Source organism: Anaerospora hongkongensis, from assembly GCF_004339805.1.
Taxonomy (GTDB): domain Bacteria; phylum Bacillota; class Negativicutes; order Sporomusales; family DSM-15969; genus Anaerospora; species Anaerospora hongkongensis.
Map to the genome: position 1 here is coordinate 52,147 of NZ_SLUI01000002.1, position 17,288 is coordinate 69,434.

Genomic DNA, 17,288 nt, shown 5'->3' on the forward strand with positions numbered 1-17,288 from the left:
TTGGACTTGAGCCGTCTCGAGAAATTACTTACCCTGGAATACGGGAAGCCGTTTTTCTTTAAAAGCAGCTACCCCTTCCTGATGATCCTGAGTCTGCATACAAATAGTTTGAAGATTAGCTTCCAGTTCAAGTGTGCTCTCTAAATCTAAGTTTCCACTCCGGTTCACCATGGTTTTTATCAGTCCAAGTGAGAATGGAGCTGACAGAGCAAGCCGTGCCGCATATTGATACGTAACGTCTTTAAGCTCAGCATCTGCAACTACCCGATTTACTATTTTTAGGCTTAAAGCTGTTTCAGCATCAATGAGATCAGCTGAAAACATTAGTTCTTTTGCTTTATGTACTCCTACAACACGGGGCAATAGGTAAAGGCCACCGCAATCAGGAATTAATCCCACTTTGCTGAAGCTTTGAGCAAAACGAGCTGATTGGGCACAAAAAATAATATCGCAGGCAAGCGCCATATTAAAGCCGGCTCCCGCTGCCACACCATTAACCATAGCAATTACCGGTTTTTCCATGGACATAATGAGAGTGGCTACCTGTCCTACATCAGCAATGAACTTTCTGGCTGTAATAGCATCTGTCAAACTAATCAGATGTCCTAAATCTCCCCCAGCAGTAAAGGCCTTGCCATTGCCTGTCAGGACTATTGCTTTGATTGTGTTATCACTTTTTACTTCCTGCAAGCTTCGAATTAATTCGTCCACTAATTCTCGATTGAAAGCATTCATTGCTTCAGGGCGATTGAGTGTAATGGTGGCAATTCCTTGAACTGCAGTAACTACAACAGTCTTCTTATTTTCCATAGTCAAACCCTCCCATAATTTATTTGTTTGATTTAACTTTATTAGTAATCCCACAAATAGCCCCTGAAGGCTATTTTGAATATAGGACGTAGCATTTGCAAAAAAACTGCCCTATCATGAAAAGTATAAAGAAAAAAGGGGACAGTCCCCTTTTTTCTTTATACTTTAAATTATTGAGTTCTTTTTCATCTTACTTCTAATACCATATATTATCAAAGTTGAGATATAATGTAAATGGGACGAGCGTCCACTCGTCCCAAACTGAATAGGAGGTGATTACAAAATGCGCTTTACGACGAAATGGTTTACTATCACCGTCTCAAGCGGCTTTCTCTGGATGATCTATCAAATCATCCGAGAATTCTGGAGGTAACCTCTCTATTCCAAAGGCAAAGCGCTCCTGTTACCAGCAGGGGCGTTTTGCTATATTAACCTATGTATATTATACCCTATTTATGTGAGTTGTAAAAGAAAATCCTACTTACTCTTCTATTTACCTGATGCAATGCCAAAAAGTAGTTGCTGCAATCTTTTCCTCATTTGCTATATAGCTCTCACCATCAAAGCTAGTTTGAATACTATCCAAAGCACTTCAATTAGTCCTCTATCTCTAATCCCTTAGCTAGCTCCAAAAAAGCCTCTTGATTTGCGGTGATTATATCTTCCATCAATCATCACTTCGTCAGCTTCTCGCAACTAAGCCGCCACGAAGGCTTTTGCAATTCTTCAGTCAGCGACTCAATAATCACTGCCGGAAATCCTTCTACTACCACCCGTTCAGGAAAGTGACTTTTCTGTTTCACCACACTGCCTGCTTTCACTAACGTATTGCTGCTCAGCTTGCTGTTATCACAAATGATAGCGCCCGGCTCAATGACGCTTCCCCTGCCGATGTGACAGCCATGGATAACGCAGCCCGGCCCGATAATCACTTCATCTTCAATGATTAGCTCATTATCGGGCAGTAGGTGCAATACCGTATTCTCCAGTATCTGTACATTGCTGCCAATGCGAATTGGCCCATGGGAATCACCGATTATTTTCACACCGGCGCCAATAATTGTTCTTGCGCCTACTGTAACATCACCGGTAATTTCGGCTGAAGGAAATAGTATCGCCTTTTCATCAATTTGTGGATATTTATCACCGTAAGCATATAGCTTCCCCATCATATCCCTCTTTTCCGGCAGTTTTTCGATTGTAGTTGCCTGGAATGCAGGCAATGTGATGTCATTGCCCCGCATCGTTTTGATCATATTACGGTCCTGTTCAGTGAGCTGGCGGATGACGCGTCCTGGTCTGCCGACGACCACGCTGCCGTCAGGAACGGCCATTCCTTCAGGGATTAATGTTCCTTCTCCCAGAATGCACATATCACCAAGCACAGCCCCCGGCATAATCAGTGCGTTATTGCCGATCTCGCAGAGATTGCCAATTGTAGCACCGATAACAACCGATTTATGTCCAAAAACCGTTTTAGCCTTAATATGGGTGGGAAAAGCAGCATTGCCGAGAATCACGCTGTTTTCCAGTACATAGCTGCTATTCTCAATTGTAATACCTCCCTCATCGGAACGAAGGATTGAACCTTGAGCAATATCCACATCACCGCCAAGCCTCATTTTGCCCAACAGGCAGGCCGATTCAGCAAGGCCCCCGGCTAACATTGGTCTGTCCTTTCGCCACTGGCCCGCACATTGACTTTGACATCATAAAATGTGCTGCCTCTGCCGCGGTCAGTTAAACGCTGCGAGGTAAGAGCATTGGATGAACGGCGGCTGACCGTGTGCTCAAGCCACCATACGCCTTCGGCAACAACCACTCCGGCAGGAACTTTATCAGTAATTTTCAATTGGTAAGCTGCCTGCCCCCGTTCATTGTAGGCAATTACCAGCTGGCCGTCTTGTAAATCAAGTTTTCCAGCATCAGCAGCATTCATTTGGAGAAGCATTTTGTTGCTTTGCGTTAAATCCGCTCTTTCATTAAACGAGGAATTCAGCAAACGTATATCGGGCGAGTTAATCAGCCAAAAATCAGCAGGATCACCATAAGGCTGCGTATAGCGAGGCAGCGCCTCTTTTTCCCGGGTATTGAGAATTTCAATCTTGCCCGAAGGCGTATGAAATTTTGTTTTATAGCCTTCAGGCAGCGGCAATTCCATCGGCAGCCCGGCGTTCAGCTTGTCGACAGGAGCATTGGCCAGCCAGGGCGACGGATTGGCTAAAATACTATCCAGCAGTTCATCCGCCGACTGCTTAAAGAACGGTTTATCTATGCCCATTGCTGCTGCCAGGAGGCAAAAAACGTCCCAGTTGGATTTTGCCTGTCCTACCGGCTCAATTACAGGCTGGCACCGCTGCATGCAATAGTGGCCGTATGCCCGGTAGAGGTCACTGTGTTCCAGTGAGGTAGTAGCAGGCAGAACAATATCGGCATAAAGAGCAGTATCCGTCATAAACCGTTCATGAACAACGGTGAACAAGTCTTCCCGCGCCAGCCCCTGGAGCACTCGATTTTGATCAGGTGCTACAATAGCCGGATTAGAAACATATACATAGAGACTCTTAATGGGAGGATCAGAAAGCTCATTTAAGGCTTCACCGATTTGATTCATATTAATGCTTCGTGTCGGCCTTTCCAGAAAATCCTCACGGGTTACCCGGCTGCTGTCAAAGGCACTTCCTGTAGAAATACTGGCCAACAGACCACCGCCTTTTTTTGCCCATGCGCCAACCAGTGCCGGAAGACAAGTAATGGTCCGGATGGTCATTGCTCCGTTGCCGTATCGTGACATGCCGCTGCCCAGTGTAATAAATGGCGCCCGTGCTGCCGCATATAGTCTTGCCAGTTCTTCAATCACGGAAGCAGCTATGCCGGTTATTTCGCTGACCACCTCTGGCGAATAATCTGGTAGTATCTTGGCCGCCAGTTCTTCATAGCCTAAGACAGAAGTATTGATAAAGTCCCGGTCTATCAGGTTATCCCGGGCAATTACATGCATGATGCCTAATGCCAAAGCCCCGTCAGTTCCCGGCCGGATTACAATGGTTTTATCAGCAACTTGGGCTGTCCCTGTTTGATAGGTGTCAATCAGCCAGACCTTTGCTCCCCGTTCCTTAGCGATTTTTATATCATGAAGACTGTGAATACTTGTTGCCAGCGCATGTATTCCCCAGAGAATAATAAAGTCACTGTCCTGCACCTCTGACGGATGAGGGGCCATAGTACTTCCCATGACTGCACCGTAGCCAACCCCCTTAGCAGGCGAACAAATAGTACGCTCCAGCTGCGATGCGCCAAGGCTATAAAAAAAAGGATGCCCGGCATTGCGCTGGATTTGGCCCATCGAACCGGCATAGGAGTACGGTAGAATAGCTTCCGCACCGTATTGGGCAATGATTGACTGCCATTTGCTCTGAATATGTGCAATAGCCTCATCCCAGCCAATCGGAGTGAATTCGCCGCTTCCCTTGGGACCTGTGCGCAATAAAGGGGTTTCAATGCGCCGCGGAGAATGGACTGTTCTTTCATAGTGATTCATCTTGGGACAGAGTGTGCCGCGCGTAAAGGGATGCTCGGGATCGCCTTCTACTTTAACGGCCTTGCCTTCGTCAACATGAATGAGCAGTCCGCAAGTGTCCGGACAATCATATGGACAGGCGGAGCGGAAAATTTGCATGACATTTTCTCCTTTACTTTTGAGAATGTGGTTGAGGTTATTTTCGTGCTTTTTCGATTTGTTTCCTGCTCCAAAAAGGGGACTGTCCCCTTTTCTGCCCAGTGAATAAATAAGAAAGAAGTCTTTTCGCTTAGAAAAGACTTCTTTCTTATTGTTGCCATAACGCTGATTTCTTACTATTTATCAATTTAATTATGCTTGCAAGTGTTGTTGCTTGGCAATAAGCTGCTGTTCTTCCATTGCAAGCAGTTCTTCCTCGGTTTTACCAAGCACACCTTCCCATTTAGCAACCATAATGGCCGCTACCGAATTGCCGATAACATTAAAACCGGTACGTCCCATATCCATAAAACGGTCTACACCAATGAGTACGGCAATACCATCGAGCGGCATTCCAAGTGAAGTAAACACCGTGGCAAGCACGACCAGCGAAGCTGCCGGCACGCTGGCGGTTCCCTTGCTGGCAATTAGGATGGTTACGAAGATAGCGCCTTTCGTTGCCAGCGACATTTCGATACCATAAGCTTCCGTCAGAAAAGAGAATGCCAGGGCCTGATAGAGAGTCGATCCGTCTAGATTAAAAGTATAGCCCAGAGGCAGCACGAATGAGGCGATCCGGTTAGGCACACCATTCTCTTCGAGGATTTTCATGTGTACAGGCAGTGTCACCTCGGAGGAAGTGGTAACAAAAGCAAGTAGAAAGGGCTCAAGAATTTTTTTAAACATTTGCTGTGGATTGATAGCAGTAAAGAACTGGAGAAATACCCAAAAGATCCCTAACATAATTGCCAAACCGAGATAGAGAACACCCACCATTTTAGCAAGGCCGAATAACACATTCAGTCCTTGTGTAGCCAATACCCAGGCCATAACACCGGCAACGCCGATCGGGGCAAAGGCTATAATACCAGCTGTAAGCTTGAATAAGGCCTGAAACACTGCATCAAAGAAAGCAATCACAACTTGTGCTTTTTCACCAATATTCCCTAGGGCAATCCCGAAGGTTACAGCAAAAAAGATAATAGGTAAAATCTTACCTCCTGCAGCGGCTTCAACCACATTCGTAGGAATAATGTCCAGAAAAAACTGTACCCAGTTAACTGAAGTCTGGAGATTTTTTGGAATCTCACCAGTTGCCTTCAGCGTGACACCTGCAGCAGGGTGAAAAATATCATTGAGTGCTATTCCTAAAATGACGGCAAATGAAGTGGCTACAAAAAACCAGAACAAGGATTTGGCTACCATTCTCCCAAATTTGCGGATGTCACCGCCAACCTTTACCACTGCCAATAGAATTGCCGTAAATACTAACGGTACGACAATCATACGAATAGCCCGAATAAAAGCATCTCCCAGCGGTTTCAGTTGAGCACCGAACTTGGGTGTTAACAAACCAATGGCAATACCAATCACCATACCAACAATAATTTGCTGCCACAAGGGTACTTTTTTGAACATAAGCCAGCCTCCTTTAATTTGGCATTACCGCTGATAAAGACAAAAATGGTGCCTTGCAGAAAGCTGCAAGACACCATCGTCTTTGGCGAAGAATGATCTATTTAAATTATGGCAAAGCTGGTGAATAATGTCAATACATTTTATTCCAGATGAGATTAACCACTATCGTTATTGCCATTGCAATAGCAATTGCCATTTTTACCACCATACCGGCTACTTGCCCAGCCAAAACACTTTTTGCCACCCGGTGGGACTGATCGCGATTGCCGGTAATCAGGTATTCTGCGAGATAACTTGCACCAAAAGCTCCGGCAAAGGCTCCAAACAAAGAGCCGATAATCGGCAGCACTGCCGTACCTGCCACCGCTCCGGCAATGCCACCGATAAAAGCAGCCACCGTAGCCAGTGTAGAGGCCTTTTGTTTGCGTGCTCCTAAAGCACCGGCAATGAATTCCACGATCTCGCCGGCAAGCAGTAAGCCGAGCAGCAGCAGCACCAGATTTACCGTAAAGCCGGTAAAATCGTAATAGAAACCGTAACCCAAAGCAGCAAAGAAGATCAGCCAATTGCCGGGCAGACCAATTACGGTAAGGAAAAAGCCCCCCAGCAAAATGATGAGCATCACGATATTTAACATCCAGCCGCCTACATCCATTGTGACACCTGCCTGTTACCGTCTTAACGCGCGATGAGCAATGTCACGGCGATAGTGCATTTCACTAAATTGAATTTCCGGGATAGCACCATACACTTTATCCACGGCAGCCGCAATGCTCCCGCTCACCGCTGTCACGCCCAGGACCCGGCCTCCGGCGGTAACAACGCTGCCTTTATCGGTGGCAGTACCGGCATGGAATACCAGTGCTCCCTGTTGTTCTGCATGTTCAAGACCGCTAATGACATGTCCTTTCTGGTACCAGCCGGGATAACCGCCTGCAGCCAAAACGACACACACAGCCGCTTCCTCAGCCCACTCAATGGCAGTATCTGCAAGCGTGCCATTGACGCATGCCAGCAGAACGGTCAGCAAATCCGTCTTGAGCAGCGGCAAGACCACCTGGGTCTCCGGATCGCCGAAACGGGCATTAAATTCTACTACCTTGGGACCTTCAGCCGTGATCATTAAGCCTGCATAAAGGCAACCCTTATAAAGGCAGCCTTCTTTACGCATAGCCTCAACGGCAGGCTGTAAAACTTCGCGGACAATCTGCTGTTTTAAAGCTTCCGTCACAACCGGAGCGGGAGCATACGTTCCCATTCCGCCCGTATTAGGCCCTTCATCATTGTCAAAAATACGCTTATGATCCTGCGCGGCTACCATCGGTACTACCGTATAACCGTCAGTAAAGGCCAGCAGCGAAGCCTCTTCGCCTTCCATAAACTCCTCGATTACCAGAACAGTACCGGCATCGCCGAAGATGCGCTCCGTCATCATTGTATCTACGGCAGCAACCGCCTCATCGACAGAAAGGGCCACCACTACCCCTTTTCCGGCTGCCAGGCCGTCAGCCTTCACAACAATCGGTGCTCCCTGTTCCCGGATATACGCCTTGGCTTCTTCCGCAGAGGTAAATGTCGCGTAACGGGCGCTGGGGATGCCGTATTTTTGCATTAAATCCTTGGCAAAGGTCTTTGAGCCTTCAATTTGGGCCGCCGCCTGCGAAGGGCCAAAGACGGCCAGTCCCAGCCTGGCAAAAGTATCACAAATTCCATTCACCAGGGGTATCTCAGGGCCAACTACGGTCAAACCGATATTCTGCTCCCTGGCAAACCGGGCCAGCGCCGCATTGTCGGTTATATCCATGTCAACACAATGGGCCAGCGCCGCAATGCCGGGATTACCGGGGATGCAATATATTTCCTCTACTTCAGGACTTTGAGACAGCTTCCACACTAAAGCATGCTCGCGGCCGCCGCCGCCAATAACCAGTATGCGCATGGCAATCCTCCTAATGTTTAAAGTGCCGTATGCCGGTAAATACCATGGCAATACCGTATTGATCGGCTTTGGCAATGGATTCTTCATCCCGCACGGAACCGCCGGGCTGAATAATCGCGGTAATACCGGCCTTAGCCGCCTCTTCTACCGTGTCGCCAAAAGGAAAGAATGCATCGGAAGACAAGACTGCGCCCTGCGCAGCCGCTCCGGCCTGTTCGAGGGCAATCGCCGCTGCACCGACCCGGTTCATCTGACCGGCACCAACCCCCAGGGTCTTATTGTCTTTTGCCACCACTATGGCATTGGATTTCACGTGTTTTACCACTTTCCAGGCAAAAATCAGCTGCTGCCACTCTTGCTCGTCAGGCTGCCGTTTAGTGACGACCCGGTATTCTCCGGTCTGCTCAACAACCCGGTCCAGCTGCTGGATTAAAAGGCCGCCCGATACTTTTTTAAGATCAACCGCTTCCCCTTTGGCAAGCGGCGGAGCTTCCAGGAGACGTAGATTCTTTTTGCCTGTCAGGATCTGAAGCGCTTCCGGAGTAAACGCCGGTGCAATAATCGCTTCTAAGAACAAAGTGCTCATCTTTTCGGCGGCGGCCTTGTCAACCGGACGGTTAACCGCCACTATCCCACCGAAAGCAGACACGGTATCTGCCGTATAGGCTTTATCATAAGCTTCGGCAATGGTGCTGCCAATGCCGGTGCCGCAAGGATTGGTATGCTTAATAATCGCTGCTGCCGGCTCGTCAAAATCATTGACAATCGTCCAGGCGGCTTCCATGTCAACAATATTATTAAAAGATAATTCCTTACCGTGCAGTTGACGGGCATGGGCGATCCCTTGACCGTTACAGCCGCTTTCTTTATAAAATGCCGCCTGCTGGTGCGGGTTTTCCCCATACCGCAGATTTTCCACTTTTTCATATACCAGGTGCAGCTTGGCGGGAAACAGGGTCTCACCGGCCTCAAGTGCCAGGTAGCGGCTGATGCAGGCATCGTATTCGGCAGTATGGCCATAGGCTTCCTGAGCCAGCGCCATGCGCAGCCCGGCCGGGACACTGCCCTCTGTTCGCAATGCATCAATAATCGTTCCATAGCGGGCAGGATTAACGACTACGGTAACATAGTTAAAATTCTTAGCTGCTGCCCGGATCATCGCCGGTCCGCCAATATCGATATTTTCAATTGCATCGGACAGAGTTGCCTCAGGCTTGGCAATCGTCTCACGAAACGGATAGAGGTTTACCACTACCATATCGATAGCCGTAATCCGGTGCTTTTCCATTGCTGCCACATGTTCGGCGTTATCACGGATTGCCAGAATGCCGCCATGGATAAAAGGATTCAGCGTCTTTACCCGTCCATCCATAATTTCCGGAAAACCGGTAACATCACTGACATAAATGACAGGAATACCAGCCTCGCGCAAGGCTTTCATGGTACCGCCTGTTGATATAATTTCCACACCCATAGCGTGCAGTTCCCGGGCAAAATCGATCAGGCCCGTTTTATCGGAAACGCTCAGCAGCGCCCGTTTGATTGTCATGATTCTTCCTCCTTGGCAGCATCAATTCGCACAATTCTTCCTTCACAATGCAGCCGTCCCCGGCAAAATAAGTCGACAGCGCGGGGATATAAGCTATGCTCGACCTGCAAAATGCGTTCCGCCAGCTGGTCTGCCGTATCCTCACTGTAGACCGGCACAGCCTGCTGCAAAATCACCGGCCCCGTATCCATCCCTTCATCAACGAAGTGTACGGTACAGCCCGATACCTTGGCACCATAGCGAATGGCCTGGCCCTGTGCATCAAGCCCCGGAAAGGACGGGAGCAGCGAGGGATGAATATTCATGATCTTCCGGGGAAAACGGCTGATAAAGTGAACGCTTAACAGCCGCATAAATCCGGCGAGCACAACCAGCTGAACACCACACCGTTCCAGTTCGACAGCTAATGCTTCTTCAAACCGGTGCTTATCACTAAACGCAGACCGCTTGATGCAGCAAGCCGGAATCCGGTTCGCTTGGGCCCGTTTGAGCACCTCAGCAGCGGGATTATCACTGATGATGATTACAACCTCACCGTTTATTGCTCCTGCCGCGATTGCATCGAGAATGGCCTGGGCATTGCTGCCCCGCCCGGAAGCGAGGACACCAATTTTCACCTTATTCACCAAAGGCTCCTCCCTTGAGCAGCACTTGTCCGTCCCCTTCCGTGACTTGGCCAATCAGATAAGCCGGTTCATGATTCTCCGCCAGATACGCCAGCACCTGGTCAGCCTCACCAGCACCTACTACCAGAATCATGCCGATGCCCATATTAAACGTGCGGTACATCTCCGGCCAGTCCACACCGCCCCATTGCTGCAGCAATGGAAAAACAGGCAGCTCAGGCCAGCTGGCAGTATCTATTTCTACATTGCAGCCCTCTGGCATTACCCGGGGAATATTGTCATAAAAACCGCCGCCGGTAATATGAACCATACCTTTAATGGTAAATTTGTCGATTAACGGCAGACAAACCTTCGGATACAACCGGGTTGGCTTTAGGAGTTCATCGCCTAGCAGACAGCCGAGCGAGGGAATATAGTCTTCTACAGACATTTGCTTAATATCAAAGCAAATTTTCCGGACAAGTGAAAATCCATTGGAATGCAGACCGGTTGATGGCAGACCGATTAATCGATCACCGGGACGAATGGTTTGGCCGGTAATCAGCTTGCTCTTTTCTGCAACCCCTACGGCGAAACCGGCAATATCATAGTCTCCGGCAGCATAGAAGCCTGCCATTTCAGCGGTTTCACCGCCCAGCAGGGCACACCCGGATTCCTTGCAGGCCCGCGCCACTCCCGAAACAATAGTTGCAACTTGCTCGGGCTCCAGCTTACCTACAGCAATATAATCAAGGAAAAATAACGGCTCTGCCCCCTGGACTAAAATGTCGTTGACACTCATGGCCACCACATCCTGTCCAATGGTATCGTGTTTATTGGCCATCAGCGCAATGCGCAGCTTTGTCCCTACCCCGTCGGTACCGGAAACGAGTACCGGCTCGCGGTATTTAGCAATGTTGAGAGCAAACAGGCCGCCAAAGCCGCCAATGTCGCCCATGACTTCCTTACGGTACGTAGCGCGGACGTCGGCTTTCATCAGTTCCACCGCCCGGTTGCCTGCATCAATATCGACACCGGCATCACGGTAGGTTACACCTTTATTGTTGTTCAAAGACATATTTTTCCCCTCCCTCCCGGTTCTCACAGGGAATATCTGCCGGATAACGGCTGTTAAAGCAAGCATAGCACATATCGTCGTATTTCACTTCTCGCAAGGACTGATACAGCCCCTCCAGTGATATATAGTGAAGCGAATCGGCACCAATAAACTGACGGATCTCTTCAACTGCCTTGGAGGAGGCAATCAGTTCCTTGCGGATCGAGGTATCGATTCCATAATAACAGGGATAGGAGATGGGCGGAGAGCTGACACACATATGAATCTCTTTGGCGCCAGCTTCCTTCAGCATGCGCACGATTTTACCGCTGGTCGTTCCCCGGACAATGGAATCATCGACCAACACGATGGACTTATTGTTGACAATCGATTTGACGGCATTCAGTTTAATTTTCACGCCAAGGTCCCTCTTCTTTTGTTCCGGCTGAATAAACGTGCGGCCAATATACCGGTTTTTAATTAAGCCTTCGGCATAGGGGATTCCGGCTTCATAGCTAAAGCCAATCGCCGCCGCAGTGCCTGAGTCAGGTACGGAGATGACCATATCTGCTTTAAAACCGCTTTCCCGGGCAAGCTGGCGTCCCATCGCCAGACGGGCCTGATACACACTTTGTCCGTCAATGACACTGTCCGGCCGGGCAAAATAAATATATTCAAAAATGCAAAGTGCCTTTTTATCCAATGGTGCGAAGCGATAGGATTTCAAACCTGTTTCATCAATTACGACCATTTCTCCCGGTTCGACATCACGGACAAATTCAGCTCCAATAGAATCCAAGGCACAGGATTCGGAAGAAATGATCCAGCTGCCATTCAGCTTGCCCAGACACAGCGGCCGGAAGCCGTGTGGATCACGGACACCAATCAGCTTGTCCCTGGTCATAATCACCAGACAGTATGCTCCCTGAATTTGCAGAACGCTTTCGGTAATTTTTTCTTCAATTGTTGCACGGGTGGAGCGGGCAATTAAGTTTACGACAACTTCACTGTCAATCGAGGTTTGAAATACGCTGCCGCTTTGTTCCAGCCGTTCCCGTATTTCCAGGGCATTAGTCAGATTACCGTTGTGAGCCAGACTGATCGGACCGCCGGCAAAACGGACTAATAACGGCTGCGTGTTGGCCAGCAAGCTGGAACCGGTGGTTGAGTACCGGACATGGCCAATACCAATACGGCAGGATTTCTCCGGCAGTTCATGAAACACTTCGCCTACCAGGCCCATTCCCCGGTGTACATCCATCGTCTCGCCATCGGTCAACGCCATGCCGGCGCTTTCCTGACCCCGGTGCTGGAGCGCGAATAATCCCCAGTAAATTGTCAACGGCATGTTCTCCATTGCGCCATAGACACCAAAAACTCCGCATTCTTCCCGCAGCTTGTCGCTTTCATTATCATAAACCATTGAACCACTCTCCTGATCTCAAGCTTGTTGCACTTATAATTCTTCGCCTGTTAAACGGCGCAATATTTCTTTATAGGCTTCTTCCACATCGCCAAGATCCCGGCGGAAACGGTCTTTATCCAGTTTCTGTTTTGTTTCACTGTCCCAGAACCGGCAGGTGTCGGGAGAGATTTCATCACCAAGCAGTACCTGGCCTTTATGCACGCCGAATTCTAATTTAAAGTCAATCAGTTCAATTTTCTTGGTAAGCAGATAGGCTGACAATATTTCATTGATTTTCAGGGCCATCTCTTCCATAGCATGTACCTGTTCGTCAGTGGCTAGTCCGAGCGCTCTAATATGATAATGATTAATCATCGGATCTCCCAGATCATCATCCTTGTAATAGAGTTCGACTACCGTTTGCGGCATTTTTCTGCCTTCTTCCCAGCCAATCCGTTTGGCCAGCGAACCTGCACTGATATTACGCACCACAACTTCCACAGGCAGAATCTCCAAGCTCTTGACCAGCATTTCCCGGTCACTTACCAGGCGGATAAAATGATGGGCAATACCATGCTGGCTCAGCAGGTTGAAGAAGAAAGCGGATATTTTGTTATTCATCGTGCCTTTGTTGCCAATGGTGCCTTTTTTCAAACCATTCAGCGCAGTGGCATCATCTTTGTAATATACCAGCAGTTCATCAGCATTGTCCGTGGTGTACATCATTTTGGCTTTTCCTTCATAAATTGGCTGTTTCATCATTTCCATCCCCCTAATTCTTTTCTTATACTTGAGCAGCAAGCTTCTCTTGCAGGACAGCGTTTTTTCTCTCCACTTCCGCTGCCATTTTAGACCGGTAATCAACCAGCTGCTGCGCTAACTCCCGGTTAGCTACAGCGAGAATCTGCACTGCAAACAGTGCCGCATTCTTCGCTCCGTTGATCGCCATGGTAGCCACAGGAATACCGGCAGGCATTTGGACAATGCTGAGCAAGGCATCAAGACCACCTACCGAGGTACTGTTCACCGGGATACCGATGACCGGCAAAGTAGTAAAACTGGCTACTACCCCAGGCAAATGTGCGGCAGCACCGGCAGCGGCAATCATCACCTGCACCCCCCGCTCAGCTGCACCGGCAGTAAAAGCATGTACTTTATCAGGTGTCCGGTGTGCGGAAGCTACCAGCACTTCAACTGCGATGCTAAACTCCTTCAGCGTATCCAGTGCAGGCTGCATTACAGGCAGGTCAGAATCACTGCCCATGATAACGGCAACTTTCATCAGTAAATCCTTCCTTTCTATCCCGGTTAAACCGGAGAGTTTAAAACCCAGATACAGAAGATTTTCATCTTTGTATCTGGGTTATTTTTCGCGTATTGAGTCGGTCGCTATTCAGATAAGAAAACGAAGCGCAGTACCACCAGCACAGCCAGCAAATAAACGATCCAGTGTACTTCCCGGCCCCGTCCGCTAATCAGCTTGAGCAGCGGATAGACAACCAGTCCGGCAGATACGCCATTGGCGATGCTGTAGGTAAAAGGCATCATAACGATTGTCAAAAAGGCAGGCAGACTTTCCGTAAAATCACCAAAATCAATATGGCGCACGGATTCCATCATCAGGGCTCCGACGATAATCAGGGCAGGAGCCGTGGCAGCATCCGGAATCAGAGCGGCAATCGGAATGAAGAACAGAGATAATAAGAACAACAAGCCGCAGACAACTGCAGTCAGACCGGTACGACCACCGGCACCGACACCGGCAGCACTTTCAACAAAAGCAGTGATCGTACTGGTACCCAGCAGAGCACCGAGGCTGACACCAGTGGCATCAACGAGCATAGCTTTGCCTATGCCAGGGAATTTACCTTTTTTATCCATTAATCCGGCTTTTGTGGCAGTTCCTACGAGAGTGCCCATGGTATCAAACAGTTCAACAAAAGTAAACGTAAAGATAATCGTTAACAGACCCATGTGCAGCGCACCCCAGATATCCAGCGCAAAGAAAGCATTTTTGCTGAAATCCGGTATAGCAACCGGGCTGAAGCCGGCAGGAATTTTTACAATACCCATAAAAATGGCCAGAGCGGTAGTTACAATAATACCGATAAGCATCGAACCTTTGACATTGCGGGCCATTAACACACCGATAAACAGCAGCCCGAAAATGGACACAAGTACGTCCGGATGAGCCAATTTGCCCATTTCAATGATCGTTTCAAAGCTAAGCGGCGTACCATTGCCCTTAGCGGCAACAATCTTCTCCAGAGTAGGCGGAATAAGGGACAAACGGATACTCATAATACCGGAAAGTTTTAAACCGATAATAGTAATGAACAGACCAATCCCGACCGTAATCGCATGTTTCAAAGAAGAAGGCATTCCTTCTACCAGCAATTGGCGCACATTAGTAACTGTGAGAAGAATAAAAATAAGACCAGAGATAAAAACGGCACCCAGGGCAATCTGCCAGGAGACTCCCATACCAATAACTACAGTAAAGGCATAAAAGGCATTTAAACCCATACCCGGAGCTAACGCAATCGGATAATTGACGAATACTCCCATTAATATGGTAACAATACCGGCACCCAGCGCAGTCGCCAGCAGCACAGCATCTTTATCCATGCCGGCTGAGCTTAAAATACTGGGGTTAACAAACAGAATATAGGCCATTGTCATGAATGTGGTAATACCTGCCATGACCTCTGTCTTAACGTCAGTCTTACGGGCGTTAAGGGAAAACAACTTTTCTAACATTTTTTCCTCTCCCTTTTTGAAGTGTACCTCTTACAGTATTGCCTGCACCATCCGGTTTCATTAGAAAAAACTTAGCTTGCACCAAGTTCAGAAAGTTACCTTTCTGATCAGATGAAAAAAGCCCAGGCAGGAAAAGTTGTCTCCATTTTTTGAGCAAAACTTTTCCGCCTGGGCTTTTACCCTTCGGTGTAACGCTGCTGTAGAGCGTCTGTACCGCAAGGTCACAGTCCAGCCCAATAGTAAATCAAGCTGCGGAACCCCCTGGTACACGTTCACCCGTAGTCGGACAATTTATGGTCGTCCGGTAGAAACTCATTGAGCCATATCCTCAAAATTATACGAGCTATATAGAATTTACGTAATTTATTGTACCAGCTTCCGACAAAGAGTGTCAATAAAAAAGTGAACTATTTTATGCGATTGTTATAAATCGTTCGGAAATATACAGAATTGCTTATTCCCATTCAATTGTCGACGGTGGTTTGGAGGTTACATCGTAAACAATGCGGTTAACCCCTTTTACCTCATTTACAATACGGCGGGAGATAGAATCTATCACTTCATAAGGCAGACGGACCCAATCAGCTGTCATGCCATCTTCCGAAGACACCACCCGCAGGCCGACGGTATAGGCATAAGTCCGCTCATCGCCCATAACCCCAACACTCTTCATGGCCGGTAACACGGCAAACGACTGCCATACTTTGTTGTACAAGCCGGCAAGCTTGATTTCCTGGTGGACAATAGCGTCTGCTTCCCGCAGGATTTCCAGACGTTCTTCCGTTACTTCACCGATAATACGAATAGCCAGTCCAGGTCCGGGAAACGGCTGACGGCCTACAATATCTTCGGGCAGATTGAGTTCGCGGCCTAAAGCCCGCACTTCATCCTTGAACAGATCCCGCAGCGGTTCAATCAGCTGGAACTTCATATCTTCCGGCAAGCCGCCTACGTTATGATGGCTCTTGATCACGGCAGCAGTGGCCGTACCGCTTTCAATTACGTCCGGATACAGCGTACCCTGTACCAGGAATTCAATATCGCCTAGTTTGGCTGACTCAGCTTCAAAGACGCGGATAAATTCTTCACCAATAATTTTCCGCTTTTCTTCCGGTTCAGTAATGCCTTCCATCCGGGCCAGAAAACGATCGACTACTTCGGCATAAACCAAATTCATATTAAAGCCTTCACGGAAGGTTTTTACCACCTGTTCAGCTTCCCCTTTGCGCAGGAAACCATGGTTAACAAAAACGCAGGTAAGCTGATCACCAATTGCTTTATGTACCAGTACTGCTGCAACCGATGAATCCACACCACCGCTCAGGGCACAGAGAACTTTTTTATTACCCACTTGTTCGCGGATCTGCTTAACGGCAATATCCACATAGGAACCCATATCCCAGTCGCCTTTGCAGCCACAAGTAGTGAACAGGAAGTTGCGAATCATTTTCATTCCTTCCGGTGTATGAACGACTTCCGGATGGAACTGAACGCCATAAATTTTGCGCTGTTCATCGGCAATAGCAGCCACAGGCGTACTGTTGGTGTGAGCAGTTACAGCAAAGCCTTCCGGAGCTGCCGACACATAGTCACCATGACTCATCCATACCTGGGTTTCGCCGCTCAACTGAGCAAACAAGCCCTCACTTTTATCGATGTATAAGCGGGTATTGCCGTATTCGCGGGAAGTAGCATGGGAAACTTGTCCCTTCAGCATGTAAGTAGTAAGCTGCATGCCGTAGCAAATACCGAATATCGGTATATTAAGATTGAATACTTCCTGGTCGCAGCGTGGCGCTCCTTCGCTATACACACTAGACGGACCACCGGAGAAAACAATCCCCTTGGGCTTCCGTTCTACAATACTGGCAACAGGCGTATTAAAAGGCACAATTTCGCAGTAAACGCCGCATTCGCGAATCCGCCGGGCTATTAATTGGCTGTATTGGCCCCCGAAATCCATAACAAGCACTAGTTCTTTATTTTCCATTTTATCCTCCCTGTCCTGTCGATATTCCCAAACTAT

Annotated in this window: 14 protein-coding genes and 1 riboswitch; all 14 genes read right to left on the reverse strand. The window is 48.4% G+C overall.

All coding sequences use genetic code 11. The features are described 5' to 3' along the window. Positions 1–24: 24 nt before the first annotated feature. Entirely contained in the window at positions 25–810 is a 786-nt protein-coding gene (locus EV210_RS02695; protein WP_132075261.1) for an enoyl-CoA hydratase/isomerase family protein, read from the reverse strand. A gap of 674 nt (positions 811–1,484) precedes the next feature. After that, positions 1,485–2,477 (reverse strand): gamma carbonic anhydrase family protein, encoded by a 993-nt coding sequence (locus EV210_RS02700; RefSeq protein ID WP_132075264.1) that lies wholly within the window; start codon positions 2,475–2,477, stop codon positions 1,485–1,487. Beyond that, positions 2,471–4,489: a molybdopterin-dependent oxidoreductase gene (locus EV210_RS02705; RefSeq protein WP_132075267.1), complete on the reverse strand. Its 2,019-nt coding sequence runs from the start codon at positions 4,487–4,489 to the stop codon at positions 2,471–2,473. The genes EV210_RS02700 and EV210_RS02705 overlap by 7 nt, the downstream gene beginning before the upstream one ends. 192 nt (positions 4,490–4,681) lie before the next feature. After that, the gene (locus EV210_RS02710) at positions 4,682–5,947 is read right to left on the reverse strand and encodes a dicarboxylate/amino acid:cation symporter (protein ID WP_132075270.1); all 1,266 of its coding nucleotides are present in this window, start codon (positions 5,945–5,947) and stop codon (positions 4,682–4,684) included. Positions 5,948–6,077: 130 nt separating this feature from the next. Further along, positions 6,078–6,602 (reverse strand): DUF456 family protein, encoded by a 525-nt coding sequence (locus EV210_RS02715; protein WP_132075272.1) that lies wholly within the window; start codon positions 6,600–6,602, stop codon positions 6,078–6,080. 15 nt (positions 6,603–6,617) lie between these two features. Next, positions 6,618–7,886: a phosphoribosylamine--glycine ligase gene (gene purD, locus EV210_RS02720; RefSeq protein ID WP_132075275.1), complete on the reverse strand. Its 1,269-nt coding sequence runs from the start codon at positions 7,884–7,886 to the stop codon at positions 6,618–6,620. A gap of 10 nt (positions 7,887–7,896) precedes the next feature. After that, entirely contained in the window at positions 7,897–9,435 is a 1,539-nt protein-coding gene (purH, locus tag EV210_RS02725; RefSeq protein WP_132075277.1) for a bifunctional phosphoribosylaminoimidazolecarboxamide formyltransferase/IMP cyclohydrolase, read from the reverse strand. Next, complete coding sequence (gene purN / locus EV210_RS02730) at positions 9,432–10,061, reverse strand: phosphoribosylglycinamide formyltransferase (RefSeq protein ID WP_132075279.1); 630 nt, start codon at positions 10,059–10,061, stop codon at positions 9,432–9,434. The genes purH and purN overlap by 4 nt, the downstream gene beginning before the upstream one ends. After that, positions 10,054–11,118 (reverse strand): phosphoribosylformylglycinamidine cyclo-ligase, encoded by a 1,065-nt coding sequence (purM, locus tag EV210_RS02735; protein WP_132075281.1) that lies wholly within the window; start codon positions 11,116–11,118, stop codon positions 10,054–10,056. Before purM ends, purN begins: the two co-directional genes overlap by 8 nt. Beyond that, positions 11,099–12,520, reverse strand: coding sequence for an amidophosphoribosyltransferase (purF, locus tag EV210_RS02740; protein WP_132075283.1), 1,422 nt, complete (start codon positions 12,518–12,520; stop codon positions 11,099–11,101). Before purF ends, purM begins: the two co-directional genes overlap by 20 nt. Before the next feature lie 33 nt (positions 12,521–12,553). Beyond that, positions 12,554–13,264, reverse strand: coding sequence for a phosphoribosylaminoimidazolesuccinocarboxamide synthase (gene purC / locus EV210_RS02745; protein ID WP_132075285.1), 711 nt, complete (start codon positions 13,262–13,264; stop codon positions 12,554–12,556). Positions 13,265–13,286: 22 nt separating this feature from the next. Continuing rightward, entirely contained in the window at positions 13,287–13,784 is a 498-nt protein-coding gene (purE, locus tag EV210_RS02750) for a 5-(carboxyamino)imidazole ribonucleotide mutase (RefSeq protein ID WP_132075287.1), read from the reverse strand. Between the two features lie 107 nt (positions 13,785–13,891). Next, on the reverse strand, positions 13,892–15,262 hold the full coding sequence (locus tag EV210_RS02755; RefSeq protein WP_132075289.1) for an NCS2 family permease: 1,371 nt from the start codon (positions 15,260–15,262) through the stop codon (positions 13,892–13,894). 259 nt (positions 15,263–15,521) lie between these two features. Then, a riboswitch (purine riboswitch) is annotated at positions 15,522–15,624 on the reverse strand. A gap of 92 nt (positions 15,625–15,716) precedes the next feature. After that, on the reverse strand, positions 15,717–17,252 hold the full coding sequence (guaA, locus tag EV210_RS02760) for a glutamine-hydrolyzing GMP synthase (RefSeq protein WP_132075291.1): 1,536 nt from the start codon (positions 17,250–17,252) through the stop codon (positions 15,717–15,719). Positions 17,253–17,288: the final 36 nt, after the last annotated feature.

Excerpts from the sequence above, each read along its gene's own strand:
- EV210_RS02695 (WP_132075261.1), bottom strand. The coding sequence starts at position 810 with ATGGAAAATAAGAAGACTGTTGTAGTTACTGCAGTTCAAGGAATTGCC.
- EV210_RS02700 (WP_132075264.1), bottom strand. The coding sequence starts at position 2,477 with ATGTTAGCCGGGGGCCTTGCTGAATCGGCCTGCCTGTTGGGCAAAATG.
- EV210_RS02705 (WP_132075267.1), bottom strand. The coding sequence starts at position 4,489 with ATGCAAATTTTCCGCTCCGCCTGTCCATATGATTGTCCGGACACTTGC.
- EV210_RS02710 (WP_132075270.1), bottom strand. The coding sequence starts at position 5,947 with ATGTTCAAAAAAGTACCCTTGTGGCAGCAAATTATTGTTGGTATGGTG.
- EV210_RS02715 (WP_132075272.1), bottom strand. The coding sequence starts at position 6,602 with ATGGATGTAGGCGGCTGGATGTTAAATATCGTGATGCTCATCATTTTG.
- purD (WP_132075275.1), bottom strand. The coding sequence starts at position 7,886 with ATGCGCATACTGGTTATTGGCGGCGGCGGCCGCGAGCATGCTTTAGTG.
- purH (WP_132075277.1), bottom strand. The coding sequence starts at position 9,435 with ATGACAATCAAACGGGCGCTGCTGAGCGTTTCCGATAAAACGGGCCTG.
- purM (WP_132075281.1), bottom strand. The coding sequence starts at position 11,118 with ATGTCTTTGAACAACAATAAAGGTGTAACCTACCGTGATGCCGGTGTC.
- purF (WP_132075283.1), bottom strand. The coding sequence starts at position 12,520 with ATGGTTTATGATAATGAAAGCGACAAGCTGCGGGAAGAATGCGGAGTT.
- purC (WP_132075285.1), bottom strand. The coding sequence starts at position 13,264 with ATGATGAAACAGCCAATTTATGAAGGAAAAGCCAAAATGATGTACACC.
- purE (WP_132075287.1), bottom strand. The coding sequence starts at position 13,784 with ATGAAAGTTGCCGTTATCATGGGCAGTGATTCTGACCTGCCTGTAATG.
- EV210_RS02755 (WP_132075289.1), bottom strand. The coding sequence starts at position 15,262 with ATGTTAGAAAAGTTGTTTTCCCTTAACGCCCGTAAGACTGACGTTAAG.
- guaA (WP_132075291.1), bottom strand. The coding sequence starts at position 17,252 with ATGGAAAATAAAGAACTAGTGCTTGTTATGGATTTCGGGGGCCAATAC.